This is a genomic window from Proteus vulgaris, assembly GCF_023100685.1.
GTDB lineage: Bacteria > Pseudomonadota > Gammaproteobacteria > Enterobacterales > Enterobacteriaceae > Proteus.
Genome location: NZ_CP090064.1, coordinates 1,297,084 through 1,313,628 on the forward strand (window position 1 = coordinate 1,297,084; position 16,545 = coordinate 1,313,628).

11 protein-coding genes are annotated in these 16,545 nt (G+C 35.7%); 9 read left to right on the forward strand and 2 right to left on the reverse strand.

Annotated elements, in window-relative coordinates; genetic code table 11:
* Positions 1–22 precede the first annotated feature (22 nt).
* The 8 genes from LW139_RS06125 to LW139_RS06160 all read left to right on the forward strand — a co-directional run bounded on the left by LW139_RS06125 (position 23) and on the right by LW139_RS06160 (position 12,782).
* Entirely contained in the window at positions 23–2,398 is a 2,376-nt protein-coding gene (locus LW139_RS06125) for a type VI secretion system Vgr family protein (RefSeq protein WP_247850766.1), read from the forward strand.
* A 9-nt stretch (positions 2,399–2,407) separates the two neighbouring features.
* Positions 2,408–3,271: a DUF4123 domain-containing protein gene (locus LW139_RS06130; RefSeq protein ID WP_247850767.1), complete on the forward strand. Its 864-nt coding sequence runs from the start codon at positions 2,408–2,410 to the stop codon at positions 3,269–3,271.
* Position 3,272: 1 nt separating this feature from the next.
* Positions 3,273–5,957, forward strand: coding sequence for a T6SS effector BTH_I2691 family protein (locus LW139_RS06135; RefSeq protein WP_247850768.1), 2,685 nt, complete (start codon positions 3,273–3,275; stop codon positions 5,955–5,957).
* A gap of 1 nt (position 5,958) precedes the next feature.
* Complete coding sequence (locus tag LW139_RS06140) at positions 5,959–6,906, forward strand: DUF6708 domain-containing protein (protein WP_247850769.1); 948 nt, start codon at positions 5,959–5,961, stop codon at positions 6,904–6,906.
* Positions 6,907–6,929: 23 nt separating this feature from the next.
* A complete protein-coding gene (locus tag LW139_RS06145; protein ID WP_109409733.1) occupies positions 6,930–7,196 on the forward strand; it encodes a PAAR domain-containing protein in 267 nt (88 codons plus the stop codon).
* A 4-nt stretch (positions 7,197–7,200) separates the two neighbouring features.
* Positions 7,201–8,379, forward strand: coding sequence for a hypothetical protein (locus LW139_RS06150; protein WP_247850770.1), 1,179 nt, complete (start codon positions 7,201–7,203; stop codon positions 8,377–8,379).
* Between the two features lie 330 nt (positions 8,380–8,709).
* Positions 8,710–11,805 (forward strand): ImcF-related family protein, encoded by a 3,096-nt coding sequence (locus tag LW139_RS06155; protein WP_247850771.1) that lies wholly within the window; start codon positions 8,710–8,712, stop codon positions 11,803–11,805.
* Between the two features lie 29 nt (positions 11,806–11,834).
* Positions 11,835–12,782, forward strand: coding sequence for a DUF6708 domain-containing protein (locus LW139_RS06160; protein ID WP_247850772.1), 948 nt, complete (start codon positions 11,835–11,837; stop codon positions 12,780–12,782).
* Positions 12,783–12,863: 81 nt separating this feature from the next.
* Here LW139_RS06160 and LW139_RS06165 read toward each other — a convergent pair whose 3' ends face one another.
* Both LW139_RS06165 and LW139_RS06170 read right to left on the reverse strand, forming a co-directional pair.
* Positions 12,864–13,163, reverse strand: coding sequence for a hypothetical protein (locus LW139_RS06165; RefSeq protein WP_247850774.1), 300 nt, complete (start codon positions 13,161–13,163; stop codon positions 12,864–12,866).
* A 76-nt stretch (positions 13,164–13,239) separates the two neighbouring features.
* Positions 13,240–14,820 (reverse strand): TerC family protein, encoded by a 1,581-nt coding sequence (locus tag LW139_RS06170; protein WP_247850776.1) that lies wholly within the window; start codon positions 14,818–14,820, stop codon positions 13,240–13,242.
* Between the two features lie 244 nt (positions 14,821–15,064).
* Here LW139_RS06170 and gndA point away from each other — a divergent pair, with 244 nt between their 5' ends.
* Complete coding sequence (gndA, locus tag LW139_RS06175) at positions 15,065–16,471, forward strand: NADP-dependent phosphogluconate dehydrogenase (protein ID WP_023581264.1); 1,407 nt, start codon at positions 15,065–15,067, stop codon at positions 16,469–16,471.
* Positions 16,472–16,545: the final 74 nt, after the last annotated feature.

The window sequence follows — 16,545 nt, forward strand, 5'->3', positions numbered from 1 at the left end:
AGAGAATGTAAAAATGGAGAATATGGCCAGGTACAATGGACAAAATCGCTATTATCTTAATGTACAAGGATGTGATGTTTTATTTGATGTAGAACACTTCACTGGACGCGAAGCAATAAGTGATACCTACCATTATCAAATTACCTTTACTTGCCAAACTCAAGATTTACAGCCACAACAACTCTTGCGCCGTAGTGCAACGCTATCTTTTACACCGCCAATTAACAGTATTACCGATTTGGCAACGCAAGAGCCCATCACTAAGCAAGTTCATGGTGTTATCACACAATTTCGGCGTTTATCAGGTTCGGTGGATGAAGCGCGTTATCAACTCGTTATTGAGCCTGTCTTTGCATTATTACGTCATCAAATCCGCTCTCATCGATTTTTCCTCAATCAATCTGTGCCTGATGTTGTAAGCCAAATTTTACGTGAGCATAATTTTAAAGATTGGGAATTTGAATTTACACTTAAAAATGAATATCCCAAGCGTGAGCAAGTTAATCAATACAATGAGAGTGATCGTCAATTTATAGAACGACTATTAAGTGAAGTTGGTATTTTTTACTCATTCTATTTGCAAGACCAAACACAAACCGAAGTCATCCGTTTTGCCGATCGCCAAAGTGCTTATATCTTTGATAAAACATTACCTCTCAATAGCCCTTCCGGTATGAACGATAACCACCAAGAAAGCGTATGGGGATTATCATTACACCATCAAGTGGTCGAACAGAATGTATTCACCAAAGACTATAACCATCGTCAAGCGCAAGACACCTTGATTTCAGTAGTAACGGATATGACACGTGGTGAAGGTGATGAAATTCACTATGGTGAAGTTTATCATTACCAAGCAAGACATCTTACTCGTGGCGATAAACTCACACCTGAAGCAGAAACTGCTAACTTTTGGGCAAGACTCGATCATGAACGTTTTCTGACTCGACAAACTCGCTTAAAAGGTGAAAGCAATGCTGACTTTTTATCACCACTACAAGTGCTTTCTATCACGGATAACGCAATACCTTCATCATTACCGTCTGTGTTTCAATCACCGATTTTAATCACTCGCTTACGCTTTAGTGGTGGTCGAGAAAAAGCACTACAAGTGCGGTTTAATGCCATTCCTTATAGTGAAACACTTTGTTGGCGTCCAGTTGTTAAACCTCGTCCAATTATTACAGGCACACTGACTGCGCGTATTACGAGTGCAAAAGATAACGATATTTACGCTCACCAAAATGAACACGGTTTTTATTGGGTAAAATTTGATGCTGACCGTGATGAAAAACCCATGGGCTATGAAAGTATGCCAGTACGCTTGGCAAAACCTTATGCCGGTGACACTTACGGGATGCATTTTCCGTTAATTCAAGGTACTGAAGTCGCTATCGCCTTTCATGAGGGCGACCCAGACCGGCCTTACATCGCCCATGTATTGCATGATTCGCGTCATCCCGATCATGTAACGGATAGAAACAACACTCGTAATGTGATTCGTACCCCTGCAAATAATAAATTGCGAATGGAGGATAAACGTGGACAGGAGCATATTAAACTCAGCACCGAATATGGTGGTAAATCTCAGTTAAGCTTAGGTCATATTGTCGATGCCAATCGTGATAAACGTGGTGAAGGTTTTGAGTTACGCACTGATAGTTGGGGAGCAATAAGAGCAGGTAAAGGATTACTTCTTACGGCAGAAGAACAAACTAAGGCTGATGAGCAACAACTTAATATTGTTGAAATAAAACGCCAACTTTCTGATGCATTATCAACAGCAGAATCGCTGTCTATACTATTAGAAAAAGCAGAAGTTGACGCTTTAGATAACGAAACCCAAGCAACCTTTTTAGATAATAGTATTACTGAATTAAAAGAGCCTGTAATAATTGCTGGAGCTCCAGGGGGAATTGTTGTTTCTACACCTAAGCATATTCAGCATAGCAGTAATGGTAATCAAATATATTCAGCGGTAGGAAATACCGAAATATCATCTCTTAAGCGTTTATTTTTAATAGCGAAGAAAAAAATTGTACTCTTTGCTCATGAGTTAGGAATAAAACTAGTAAGTGTAGCAGGTAAAATTGAAATTCAAGCACAAACAGATGCCCTTGATTTAATTGCCCAAAAGGCAATTAATATCACAAGTACAAATGATGAAATTATTATTAGTGCTAATAAGAAAATAACCCTCCAATCTGGGGGATCTTATATCACAATAGAAGCAACTCAGATTGAACATGGAACTGGTGGGGACTTTAATGTAAAAAGCGCTAATCTTCAATATCTTGATGTTGCAACATTAAATACACCTTATCCTAATTTTACTGCTTGTGAAGTAATGGCGAGTGAAGCCGCTCAAAATGGCGACGGAATTATCCCTTTAAGCTAAGGAATGAATATGGAATATTATTTATCACAAGCTAAAAGTTTTAGTGAACATCAATATGCTGTTATAGATAAAGCATTTGCAAATGAGCTGGTTGAACGTTATCCCACGCTAGATATCGTTTCTTCACATCTTAAACCGCAATCACATCTTTATCCCGCACTGATATCACTACATGAACTTTCATCATCTGAATGGCAATCTATAATATCGGAAATAATGCAACAGTCGGCAGAAATTTCATCTTCTGCAAAAATTTGTTTACTCTTAGAAAGTCAGTTATCAGCAAATGAAATAAAAAATGAGCTGGCAAGTATGTTGCTAATTAGCTATGAACAACAAAATTATGTACTACGCTATTATGATCCTAGAGTTTTATTTCATTTATCTTGGATGTTAACACCTTGGCAATTACAATTATTATTAAAAACGCATTTAATTCAATCCTGGACTTACCTATTAGAAAATCAATGGAATACATTATATTTTCCAGAACATATTAATTATCAAAAAGGCTCACCGACTGATTTACCATTAACACAAATTCACCAAATAGGTTTGATTAATCAAATAATAAATAAATTACCAAGAATAACAGTATTATCTGAAAGAATAAAAACCAGTAAGATAATTAATAAATTAATTACTCAAGCAAATAATTTAGGTTTGATAGCTCAAGAAGATATCATTAATTTTTCGTTTTATGGAGTAACATATCAATGTGCATTTTGGCTCCAAAATAATTTTAAAGAACTATTATATTTGTCATCTAAAAATCCTAAATATTTTTCAAGAATGATACTTAAAATAGATATTTTAAAATGGAATGAAATAAAATCTGAGACACCCACTTTAATTGAAATTTATGGAGAATAAAATGGACTCTTCTAGCAAACAAGAAGGCTGTAAATTTTGTACGCGATATGGGTTTCCGATATTACCCGTTAGACCCGCAATTATGTCTCAAAATGATATACTTCCTGTTATACCGAATAATATTGAAGTACCGATTAATAATCAGGGCGAAACTGCATATACTCTTCGTTTATTACGTGCTGGCTATTTGAATATTTGGGATGAATTGGCTCAATCCTGGATAAATTATTATGTCACTAAAGATGGCTTCTATTACCCGCTTCCACAAAATGGAGAGGCTCCAGATGATGTTCTTTCTGGTGAAGTAAAACCTTGTATTGATAAACCAGAAGAATTAGCAAGAGCTTCATTTATTACTCTCCCTATTTTCCCTGCACCATTAAAAAATGGAAATTTTTGGTTTTCTTGGTCTGAAGTGAAATGGACTGATGTCGTAAGAAAAAAACATGAAGAACCCAGTTTTTATCAAGAAAATATGCAATTATTTAATATGGATAGATGGCTTAAGACTAATAAAGAAAAACAATCATTACGACTTGATAAACCCGATGAATATATCTCTGAATACTTTCTTAAATCAAGAGAAAGCGAATTAAAACAGTGGTCACCATCTTTTCTATTTACAGCTTCAATCTTAACTAATGCTATTTATGGTGCAATAGCTTTAAATAAAAAATATCTTGCATCACCAAAAGCATCAGGGAAAGATATTGAAAAAATAGTTAATAGTAACTTTCATTCAAATGGTGCAATATTAGTATTACAAGATCCTGTTGGAATTTTAAAAGATTTATCCGCACTTATTCAATATGAACTTGATAAAGATGTTTATAAGAAAAAAGATATTGAGCGTGAAACTATGCTTTATACTACCATTTCTAGTTTAAAAGAAGGAATAAAAAACAAGTTTCAGACTGATTATATAACAAAAACTATTCAAAATAATGATCTCAGTGAAAGTGTTGACGTTGTACGTGTAGATACTAATGGTATAGTTCATAAATATCCCGAAGGTGATAATACATATAAAGTACCGATAGATGCTCCTGATAGCGATATTATAAAGCAACTTCTAGCAAAATCAGTTATAGAACAAAAAACTCAAGCTCATTGGGCTAAATATGAAAAATATTATGATACTAAAAAATTCGATACTTTTGAGGAAGAGTTTAAAAATAGACTATCCGAATATACTCAAAGGATATTAAATCCTAGGATAGAACTCTATATTGATTGGTTTGAATCTCAGAAATTAACAGATTATTTTTTATATAATTTTGATGAAAATGATATTACAAGTGGTATGGAATACACTGCGACCGTTTGCTATGCTGTCGCAAATATGGCAAATAAAGAAAAGGTTAGAGATTTATTTAGTAAAGCTTTATTAAAAGATCTGACAGATAAAAGCAACATTGTCGCTAGAGCGCTTGCTTTTAATCATGAAACATTAATACAAAAAATTAACAAGGCAGTATTTCAATCCCCTAATCTGACATCTGTACCATGGAATGGTTTAATTGATGCTATGCAACAAATAGTGGATAAAGTAAACAATCCTGGTTTTAATGCTGATAGTGTAATGGGGCTATATTTAGCAAATTTTTCATCTGCTATTATAAAAAGTACGAATACCATTTTAGAGTCAAAAAAAGTATTTCCATTTTTAGTCACTCTTGGTGTTATTCAAAAAAAAGCAATTATTCCACTTAGTAAATCAGGTGAGTATAAACATTTTATCAAGTATGTTGTATCCGAATTGATGACGATTAATAATGGCGGGGTAACGCCTAATAAAGATTTATTAGAATTTCATGTCAGAGCAGAAATAAAACGTAAACAGTGTTTAGGTCTTGATGTTTATAATATAAAAAACCAAAATTATTTAATAGATATAGATATTACTGAATGGGAGAATATTAAAAATCTTCCTAAAAAAGCAAAAGAAGAAGCAATGGCTGGAATGTTATTTACCACTTCAGAATCAAAGGAAAAACTTCATATTCAGTGGAAAACTCAGCTAACAACAGGCTCAGGGAAAGCACTGACTTTAATGGGGGCAGGTGTATTATCTGGAATATTACAAACCGTAGCTGTGCTTTCCTCTGCTGATTTTGGAAATAAAAAAACATTATCGAAAGATCAATTAGAAGAGAATAGTCGATTTTATGCCGGGGCAGCTGCGGTTCTTGGCACTGGATTCGGTGTGATTGAAACCGGAATTAAAGAATATGTTCGAGTTCATAGTCTGTTAACAACTCGCACTTTCAATGGATTAAAATCTTTAGAAACAGCATCCAAAATTATGGGACGATTTTTAGGATTAGCGGCGGGCGTTGTAACTGTTGCTTTTGATTTTTATCATATGGTTGAAGTTAGAAAAAATAATAGCGGACTAGCAGTAGCATATTTAGTTTCTGGAGTTGCAGGATTATGGTTTATCTTTCTAATCTTCACTTCTAGTTTAACCCCTATAGGATTGGTTATTACTCTAGTCGCCGTTATTCTTATGTTAGGAGCAGCTATTTATATCGCCATTGAAGGACAGGATAATATCCAAAAATGGTTGGAACAATGCTTATGGCAAAAAATACCTAACGATAATCCCGAATATATTTTACCTCCTATTTTTCCAACTATGGAGATGGAAATGAGTGAATTTAAACAAGCATTAGGACAACATTAATATGGACTATTACGGATTACACCCTAAGTTTAAACTTAATCGCCCATTAAATAACGAAGAAATAGCTGGTAAATTGGACCAAAATAATCGTATTGATTTAGAAAATGAAGAGTTAATTCCAGATGTAAAAGTGATCGCAATAAATTCTCATTATCTAGAAATGGTGGATAAATATTATTCTTCAAAAGGTATTTTTAGTTTTATAGGTGCTTTTGGAACCATAATGTGTTTAGGTGGTATATTATTATTTACAACAGATCTTATTTTCTCCAATCAATTATCTAAAAAAGATTTAATATTTACTCTTTTTATGATTCTTCCACTTATTGGAATGGGATCCTTTATGTTCTATTTACTGAAAACAGAATGGTTTACATGGACACATTATCCTTTACGCTTTGATCGAAAAAATCAGATGGTTTATGCCTTTCGCACTGACGGTTCTATTATTTCAGTGCCTTGGGAAAAGGTGTTTTTTACTACAGGACTTAATTATGTGAAAAATATAAGTGCTGATTATTATATTAGTGGTCATGTACTTGCAGATGATAATAAAACGGTAATTGATACGTTTTGTCTTCCTGCCTCCACAGGTAATCCAGCATTATTGCAACATCATTGGGAATTTATTCGACGCTATATGGAAGAAGGACCTGAGAATATTATTCAACAAGTCGAATTTTGTTTACCTATAGCTAATAAAAAAGAGAGTTATGGTTTTACCTTTTTTTATATATGTACTTTATTTAAAGGACTATTTAAGATCCTGATGTTATTAATGTTTCCACTTATCTTTATTATCAGTATCCCGCGTTATATTGCAATCTTAACCAGTCGCCGTCCTATTTGGCCAGAGGAAGTAGAAGAGCAGTGCAAAATAGACCCTAATGATCCTTATATCTTAAATGAAAAAACGAATCCTAAAGATCTCTGGAAAGCATTTTATTAAAAACTATTTTAAGGTATTAAATAATGAAAGGAATTATTCGCATCGGTGATAAGAATAGTAGCGGAGGCTATGTATTATCAGGATCATCTTCTATGATATTTAATGGTATTGGTGTTGCACGTTTAGGTGATGCTGTTTACTGCCCTAAAAAAGGGCATGATAATGTTGTAATAGCTCAAGGTCATCCCACATTTTTAGATGATGGTATTCCTGTTGCTTTCGATGGATATAAATGTAGCTGTGGTTGTACATTAATTTCTTCTCTTTCTAAAGCTAAAGTGAGTCAATAAACTTATGCCTGTTGATTTATCATCTTTACCACCAAAAGCAAAACGCCATTCACTGCCCTCCATAAAAACGTGGGGAAAGTTTTTTGTTTTTTTATTATGTTTTATTAATTTTATTAATTACTTTATCTTTCCTTTTCTTAATATAAAAAAGATATCAGTTTTACAAATATCTTTTTTAACCTTTTTAGTGTGGGTTGGCCTCTGTTTTTTCAGATATTTATTTTATATATTGCATCAATTTATAGCTGATGGGTGGGATAAAAAAAGAGAAGAAGATAGAGATAATCTGATTATCATTGGACAGAGATATATAACCTTATTAAGTCAAACAATGATATTACCTTATCTCGAAAATTGTAAAGATTTATCGACTCAAATAGTGGTTGGTAAATCATCGTTATTACCTTCATATCAATTAGATGGCAATGTTATTTATTTCTCTCAATTTTCTGATATTAAGGAGAATAATGTTACTAGAATAATAAATAGGTTAAATAAATTATTAATAGAACCATCATTAATATCTAAAATATATCAAATTTCTGATGATGCTAAATTTAATATAATAATATCATCTAACTATTCTAATTTTTCAGATGATGAAAAACTAGAGATTGATGAGATATTAGCTCAAAGAATAGAAAGAGCCTATTATGTTAGCTATACAGAAGAGGTAAAAATAGATTTAATTGATCATTGGTTAGATAGCCCTAAATTATTTGATTTTTTACTTGTAATTAATATTTATTCTTTTGATACTCCTATTAATTATCATAGTGAAGTAGCTACTGCACAATTATTTTCTTTTTCTAACTATCATCCAATTAAGGGGATAGCAAAAATTCATCGTCCAGAATTGGTTGAGAATAAAAATATTTTCGACCTATTTAATGAAAAAATTAATACTGTAGCGATATGGAGCGATCTTGATAAAAATAAATTAAAAGATATATGGCTAACAAATTTACAAGATAATCATGAGAATGAAATAAAAATAAAAATTTTATCATCAGATATTAGTCGTCACACTGTATTATACGATATTAATCGTAGTATCGGATATACACATAATGCATCTCCTTGGGTGAATGTTTATATCACTACAACTCAATTAATTAAAGAAAAATCTCCACAACTATTAATTGATAAAAAAAATATTTTAATTGTTAATCCATTAAACTAAGCTTTCTTAAAGCTTATTAATATTATAGCGGAGCAAAGGCATGGATATGAGGTTTTTCTATTTTAGAAATATTTTAAAAAAACATGGGTAATTATACTGCTACTGTTTATTGGTGTAATTTGTTTTTTATTTATCCTGCTATGCTCACTAAATGCCATTGACACAATAAAATATTCTATTCAAGAAAATATTTTTTTAAAAAAAACTTTAATTACAATGGTTATTGTATTTTTTAGTATTGCATTTTTATTTATAATTGCTCGATATATTGGGAAGTTTAACTATAGTAATGCTAGAGGGGAAAATAAAAATATCAAGTCACAGGTCCAGATGGATTATGCTAATACCAGCTTTATAAATAATATTATTGACTATAGTAAAAATTACTACAGCACTTTCTGGCGCAGAAAAATAACAATCCAACTCCTCATCGGCACCTCGACATCTATCGAAAAACTCACTCCTAATCTAACAACGGACATCTGGCAAGAAAACAACGGCACGTTGCTTATCTATGGTGGCGATATCCATCAAAGTATTGATGAAAATTTAATTCAAGATTTAAAACAACTGCGCCGACGTCGTCCGCTCGATGCGGTTATTTGGGTATCAGAAAATAACTTATCGCAACAACCGCTGGGTCATTCCTTATTTAATCACTTAAATCCGACCAATACAGACACAGCTAGCCGTTATTTCCACCAGCTATTTCGTCAATTACGCTGGCAAGCCCCCATTTGGCTTTGGAATATCAGTAATCACGGTGAAATAACAACAAATGAAGTACCCACAGTCCTTTATTCAGCCCCTTTAAAAGCGACATCTGAAACGCTTTCTAATGACTTAAAAACGCTTTTACCGGCACTAGTGGAACAAGGCACACTAGCTGTCTTGCATAACCCAACACAAACTTACCTATTAGCATTAGCGCGTTTTCTTCAACATGAAGGATGTGAAAAAATCGCCAATACTTTGGCACCGCTTTTATCAGGTTATCGCTCCTTGCCGTTCGCTGGTGTGCTCTTTAGTACACCTGTTGACAATAACGTGTCTGCAACTTTATCACAAAATAATCAATGGACATCCAATCCCCATTGGAAAGCGCTTCTCACGGCAAATTCACACCTTCCCCCTCAACTAAAGGCATCACCTTTAGGGCTAAACTCAAAACGTATTTTGCAATATACCGTTGCCACTGCCATGACACTGTGGGGGATTGGTATGGTGGTTTCTTATTTTATGAATCGCCAATTAATTACCCAAAGCCAACAACAAGCGCAGTTAGCAACAGACAATCATCAATCTGAATTTGCCCGCTTGCAGGCACAATATGGCTTACAACAAACCTTAGGTTTATTAAGCCATCGAGAAAAAACTTCTGTTCCATTTTGGCTACGCTTTGGCTTAAGCAGTAATAACGCATTACTTAGTCATCTATGGCCGGTTTATAGCCAATCTATGTTGCCGTTATTGCGCGATTCAACCCAACAACACCTTGAAAATTACCTTCACGCGTTTATGCAACTCCCACCAGAAAGCGCAGAACGTATTGAAGGTGCTCAATCCGCTTATCAAGCATTAAAAGCCTATTTAATGATGAGCGATCCATCCCGTATTGATCCTGCATTCTTCACTGAAAGTGCATTACGCATTTGGCCTGACTATAACGGATTAAAAGAGGGGGAATGGCAGACATTAGGCACCGAATTATTAACCTTCTATGCCTCTCAATTGCCTTATCACCATGAATGGACAATCAAGCCTAATCGTACTTTAGTGGCAGGAAGCCGAACCATTCTTATTCGCCAAATTGGTCAACGTAATGGCGAATCTGCGCTTTACCAAAAAATCTTACAACAGGCACAGCATAACTTTGCAGATATGAGCTTAGATGATATGACGGGGGATACCGATGTCAGCTTCTTACTCAGTACCACTGAAACCGTACCCGGTATTTTTACCCGTAAAGCGTGGGAAGAGTCGATTGAGCCCGCGATTAAAAAAGCCGTTTATGAAAGACGAGAAGAAATAGATTGGGTATTAAGTGACACACAAAAAGAGACCGATATTGATATCTCACCTGAAAAACTCCAGCAAAATCTCACAGAACGCTATTTTAATGATTTTTCAGGCAGTTGGTTAAGCTTCCTCAATGGTTTGCAGTGGCGAGAAACACAAAGTCTTTCAGATACCATTGATCAACTCACCTTAATGAGCGATGTCAGACAATCCCCCATTATTGCCTTAATGAATACGCTTTCTTATCAAGGTAAAACGGGGCGCCAACAAGAAAAACTAGCAGACTCTTTTGTTAACTCAGCCAAAGATTTATTAAACAAAGAACAACAGCCGGTTATTAGTCAAAAGGCGGAATTTACCGGCCCTCTAGAGCCTGTTTTTGCACCAATACTTGCCTTCACCGATCCTCAATCTTCAGCGCAAAACAGTGATGCGTTAAGCCTACAAGCCTACCTCACACGCGTGACTCGAGTTCGCTTAAAACTTCAACAAGTTGTTAATGCCCCCGATCCACAAGCCATGTCTCAAGCATTGGCTCGAAGTGTTTTTGAAGGAAAAACCGTCGATTTATCAGAAACGCAAGATTACGGCAGTTTGATTGCAGCAAGCTTTGGGCAAGAGTGGAATAGCTTTGGTGATACATTGCTTGTGCAACCCATGTCTCAAGCATGGCAACAGTTATTAGCGCCCACTTCGCAAGGTATTAACACTCAATGGCGAAATGCCGTTGTTAATGACTGGAATAGGGCATTCGGTGGTCGCTATCCACTCAAAAATACGCAAAGTGAAATCTCATTACCTTTAATGGCGCAATATCTACGCCCTGATAATGGTCGTATTCAACGCTTCCTTGAAACTCACCTTAACGGCGTTTTGCATAAAGAAGGTACGCACTGGGTACCCGATACCACAAATGCACAGGGCTTAACCTTTAACCCTGAGTTCTTAAAAGCCTTAGACAAGCTAAGCTATCTCGGGGATGTCGTTTTTGCGAATGGTGAAGCGCGTCTTTACTTTGAGTTACGTCCTGGTACATCACCAGACATTATGCAAACCCACCTAATGATAGATAAACAATCTCTTATCTATGATAACCAACAACCGCAATGGCAACGCTTCGTTTGGCCAGCTGATACCGTTGCTTCAGGTGCATCGCTGAGTTGGATCACCACCAATACAGGTACACGTATTTATGGCGATTATCGTGGCGTCTGGGGCATCATTCGGTTATTGGAGGATGCCAATATCGCCCCTTATGCTGGTAGCACCAGCAGTTACTCTGTCAGTTGGAAAACCTTAAATGGACAGTCACTCAATTACACTTTAAGAACAGAAATGGGCGATGGCCCAATCGCACTCTTGCAACTACGCAATTTTATTTTACCGGAAAAGATCTTTTTAGATTAAAAATTTAAACAAATAAAGAGATAATTAAAATGGACTCTTATGGATTACTACAAAAATTTAAGCTTAATCGCCCATTAAATAACGAAGAAATAGCCGGTAAATTGGACCAAAATAATCGTATTGATTTAGAAAATGAAGAGTTAATTCCTGATATAAAAGTCATTGCAATAAACTCTCATTATCTAGAAATGGTGGATAAATATTATTCTTCAAAAGGGTTTGTGAGTCTTTTTTCTTCTTTAGGTACTATTGCATTCTTGGGAGGTGTAATATGGATCATTATACACTTTATTTTTTTTAGCCCACTATCTAAAGGAATCATATTATATATTATTACTATGGGATCTCTATTTCTTGCTATGGGGCTTTTTATGTTCTCTTTACTGAAAACAGAGTGGTTTGCATGGACACACTACCCATTACGTTTTGATCGTAAAAATCAAATGGTTTACGCCTTTCGCACTGATGGTTCTATTATTTCAGTACCTTGGAAGAAAGTATTTTTCACCACGGGACTTGATTACGCTAAAAGTATGAAAAACGACTATTATATTAGTGGGCATGTTCTTGCTGATGATAATAAAACTATTGTTGATACCTTTTGCCTTCCTGCCTCCACTGGTAATTTTGAATTACTGAAATATCATTGGGAGTTTATTCGACGTTATATGGAAGAAGGGCCTGAGAATATTATTCAACAAGTTGAATTTTGTTTACCGATAGCCAATAAAAAAGAAAGTTATGGATTCACGTTCTTTTATGTCAGCACGTTATTTAAAGGTATGTTGAAAATTTTAATGCCATTGATGTCTCCAATTATTTTTATTATTAGTATTCCTCGCTATATTGCAATCTTAACCAGTCGCCGTCCTATTTGGCCAGAGGAAGTAGAAGAGCAGTGCAAAATAGACCCTAATGATCCTTATATCTTAAATGAAAAAACGAATCCTAAAGATCTCTGGAAAGCATTTTATTAATTCGATCATTATTCACTTTTAATAACTTAAACTCGTATCAAAGTCTGATTTTTTGTTTTAAGAAAGCTGTGAAGCACATGATCACTTAAAGTGAATAAAAACATCAGCGACTTTTTTAGCGCCTTCATAAATTTCAAATTTTTCTAATTCTTCTAATAAATGATGAGGGGCATGTTCAACTAAAAACTGCATATTACCCTCACTTACCCAATGTTCTGACTTTTTCTGTGTGTGAGTGATTTCAATCGCAAGGCTCCAATTATTTGGGTTGTAAGGTAGTTGAGTGGTTGGATAATAAAAACCAGCTAAAGGAGGTGGTGATAGCCTTCCTCCTTCAACAGAGGTTAACCAGACTATTTTAACGCTGACATTGGTATACATATTATTTTCCAGTAGACACAATCTTCAGATAAAAAATATCCGCCATAAAGGCGGATATTTTGCTATTTGACAGGGATTACGCTTCGTCAACGTTTTCTTCGTCTTCAGGTGTAGGTTCTACAATTCGAACTTTATTAATTCGATGGTTATTCACTTCTAATGGCTCAAACTCAATACCATCAATCAAGATTTTTTCACCAACGGTTGGTACGCGTTGTAAGTGTTCCATTAATAAGCCCGCTAAGGTTTCATACTCACGTTTTTCATCCAATTTGATTGGAATATAAAGCACTAAGTCTTCAAGTGGTGTAAAACCATTTACAGTCCATGAACCGTCTTCATTTTGAACCAAGTCGTGACGAGAATCGTTTTCTTCAGAACTGACAGGTAAGTTACCCGCAATGGTTTCCATTACGTCAGTTAACGTGACGATACCCTCTACTGAACCGAATTCATCTACAACAAAAGCGAAGTGGGTATGTGCACTTCGGAATTGTTCTAATGCTTGCAGTAAGGATAAACCTTCAGGGAAGATCAACGGTTGTGTGACCAATAAACGTAAGTTTAGAGGTTCATTACGTAATTGTTGATTCAACAATTGAATAATATTAACCACACCAACAGGTTCATCACTGTGTTGTTCATCAGTAATCACTAAGCGAGAGTGGGGGTCCTTTTCCAATAATTGGCGGATATCATCTTGTGTTGCATTTAAGTCTACGTATTCAACATCATGGCGAGACGTCATGATACTGTTAACATTACGTTGGCTTAAACCAAGCACGCGCACAATCATTTGGCGCTCTTGAGGATCAAACACTTCTTCTGAACTGGAGACTAAATCAGATGTGTGAGGATCTAATTCAGAAGATTCAGACTTACCATTAATAATACGTAACACCGCTTCTGCTGTGCGCTCACGTAAAGAGCGAGAAGCAGATAAGAAGCGACGACGGTTAAATTGTGCTAACTGATTAAAGACTTCTATCATGATAGAGAAGCCAATCGCTGCATACAGGTAACCTTTTGGAATGGCGTAACCAAAGCCTTCGGCAACTAATGCAAAACCAATCATCAGCAAGAAGCTTAAACACAAGATAACAATGGTTGGGTGATTATTGACGAAATTTGTTAAAGGTTTACTTGCCAGGATCATCAAGAACATTGCGATAGTAACAGCTGCAATCATAACGCCTAAATGATCAACCATACCCACAGCGGTTATCACTGAGTCAAGCGAGAATACCGCATCCAGTACGATAATTTGTGCAACGACAGACCAAAAGCTGGTCGTTTTACGTTGTTTCCCTTCGTTGTGATCTTTACCTTCTAGCCGTTCATTAAGCTCCATAGTGGCTTTGAACAGCAAGAATATCCCTCCGAGCAGCATAATTAAGTCTCTTGCACTGAAAGGATGATCAAACAGTGTAATAAGAGGTTTTGTCAGAGTGATAAGCCAAGAGAGGCTAAATAACAACACAACTCGCATAACAAGAGCACACAATAAGCCGGTTATACGTGCTTTATCTCTTAGTTTTGCTGGGAGTTTGTCTGCCAGAATAGCAATAAAAACAAGGTTATCAATACCAAGTACGATTTCGAGAACAATTAGGGTGGAAAGTCCTACCCAGATCGTCGGATCCAAGATCCATTCCATACAGTTTGTTTTACCTTCTATAAAGACGGCATATGCCGACTTGGGAATAATGAGCAATTTGAAGGAAATTTTCAATAATTTATTATCGATTGCAGGGGAATAATTTTATTTTGTCTAAAAGATTGTGATACCAATTACATCAATAACTACCACCAAGTGAGAGAGTGAGTTACTATGTGATCAGGTTAACAAATTGTCAGTACATTGATACTGGCAGGTTTATTTTCAGACGGGAGTTATTTTCATGTCAAAACAGCAAATCGGCGTGGTTGGTATGGCAGTTATGGGACGTAACCTTGCGCTAAATATTGAAAGCCGTGGTTATTCTGTATCCATCTACAACCGCTCAAGCGATAAAACCAACGAAGTTATCGCTGAAAATCCAGGTAAAAAACTGGTTCCGAATTATTCTATTGAAGAGTTTGTTGATTCGTTAGAAAAACCGCGCCGTATTTTATTAATGGTAAAAGCGGGTGAAGCAACGGATAAAACAATTGCTGCATTGACACCGCATTTAGATAAAGGCGATATCCTTATCGATGGCGGAAATACTTTCTTTAAAGATACCATTCGTCGTAACCGTGAATTATCAGCACAAGGTTTTAACTTCATTGGTACGGGGGTTTCTGGTGGTGAAGAAGGCGCGTTAAAAGGCCCTTCAATCATGCCGGGTGGACAAAAAGAAGCTTACGAATTAGTCGCGCCAATCCTTGAAAAAATTGCGGCTGTTGCTGAAGGTGAACCTTGTGTGACTTATATCGGTGCTGATGGCGCGGGTCACTATGTGAAAATGGTTCACAACGGTATCGAATATGGCGATATGCAATTGATTGCAGAAGCGTATTCAGTATTAAAACACTCTTTAGGTCTAACTAATGAAGAATTAGCAGAAACCTTTACTGAGTGGAATAAAGGCGAGTTAAGTAGCTACCTGATTGAAATTACTGCTGATATCTTCCGTAAAAAAGATGACGAAGGTAAATACCTTGTAGATGTTATTCTTGATGAAGCGGCAAATAAAGGTACAGGTAAATGGACTAGCCAAAGCTCTTTAGACTTAGGTGTACCCGTTACTCTTATCACTGAGTCTGTGTTTGCTCGTTATATCTCTTCATTAAAAGATCAACGTGTTGCTGCATCTAAAGTATTATCAGGCCCAACACCTAAAGCATTCTCTGGCGATAAAAAAGCCTTTATTGAAAATGTACGTCGCGCACTGTATTTAGGTAAAATCGTTTCTTATGCTCAAGGTTTCCAACAACTGAAAGCCGCATCAGACGAATATAACTGGGATTTAAACTACGGCGAAATCGCGAAGATTTTCCGTGCGGGTTGTATCATTCGTGCTCAATTCCTGCAAAAAATTACAGATGCTTATAATGAAGATGCAAGCATTGCAAATCTGCTGTTAGCGCCATACTTTAAACAAATCGCTGACGATTACCAACAAGCTTTACGTGATGTTGTTTGTTATGGCGTACAAGCAGGTATTCCAACTCCAACATTCTCTGCCGCTATTTCTTACTACGATAGCTATCGTGCAGAAGTGTTGCCAGCAAACTTAATCCAAGCTCAACGTGACTACTTTGGTGCGCATACATATAAACGTACTGATAAAGATGGCGTATTTCATACAGAGTGGATGGAGTAAGTTTTAAAAACAATAAGTTAAAATATTTTGGGGTGCTGGTAATACAGCACCTTTTTTATTTAATGAAAATAAAT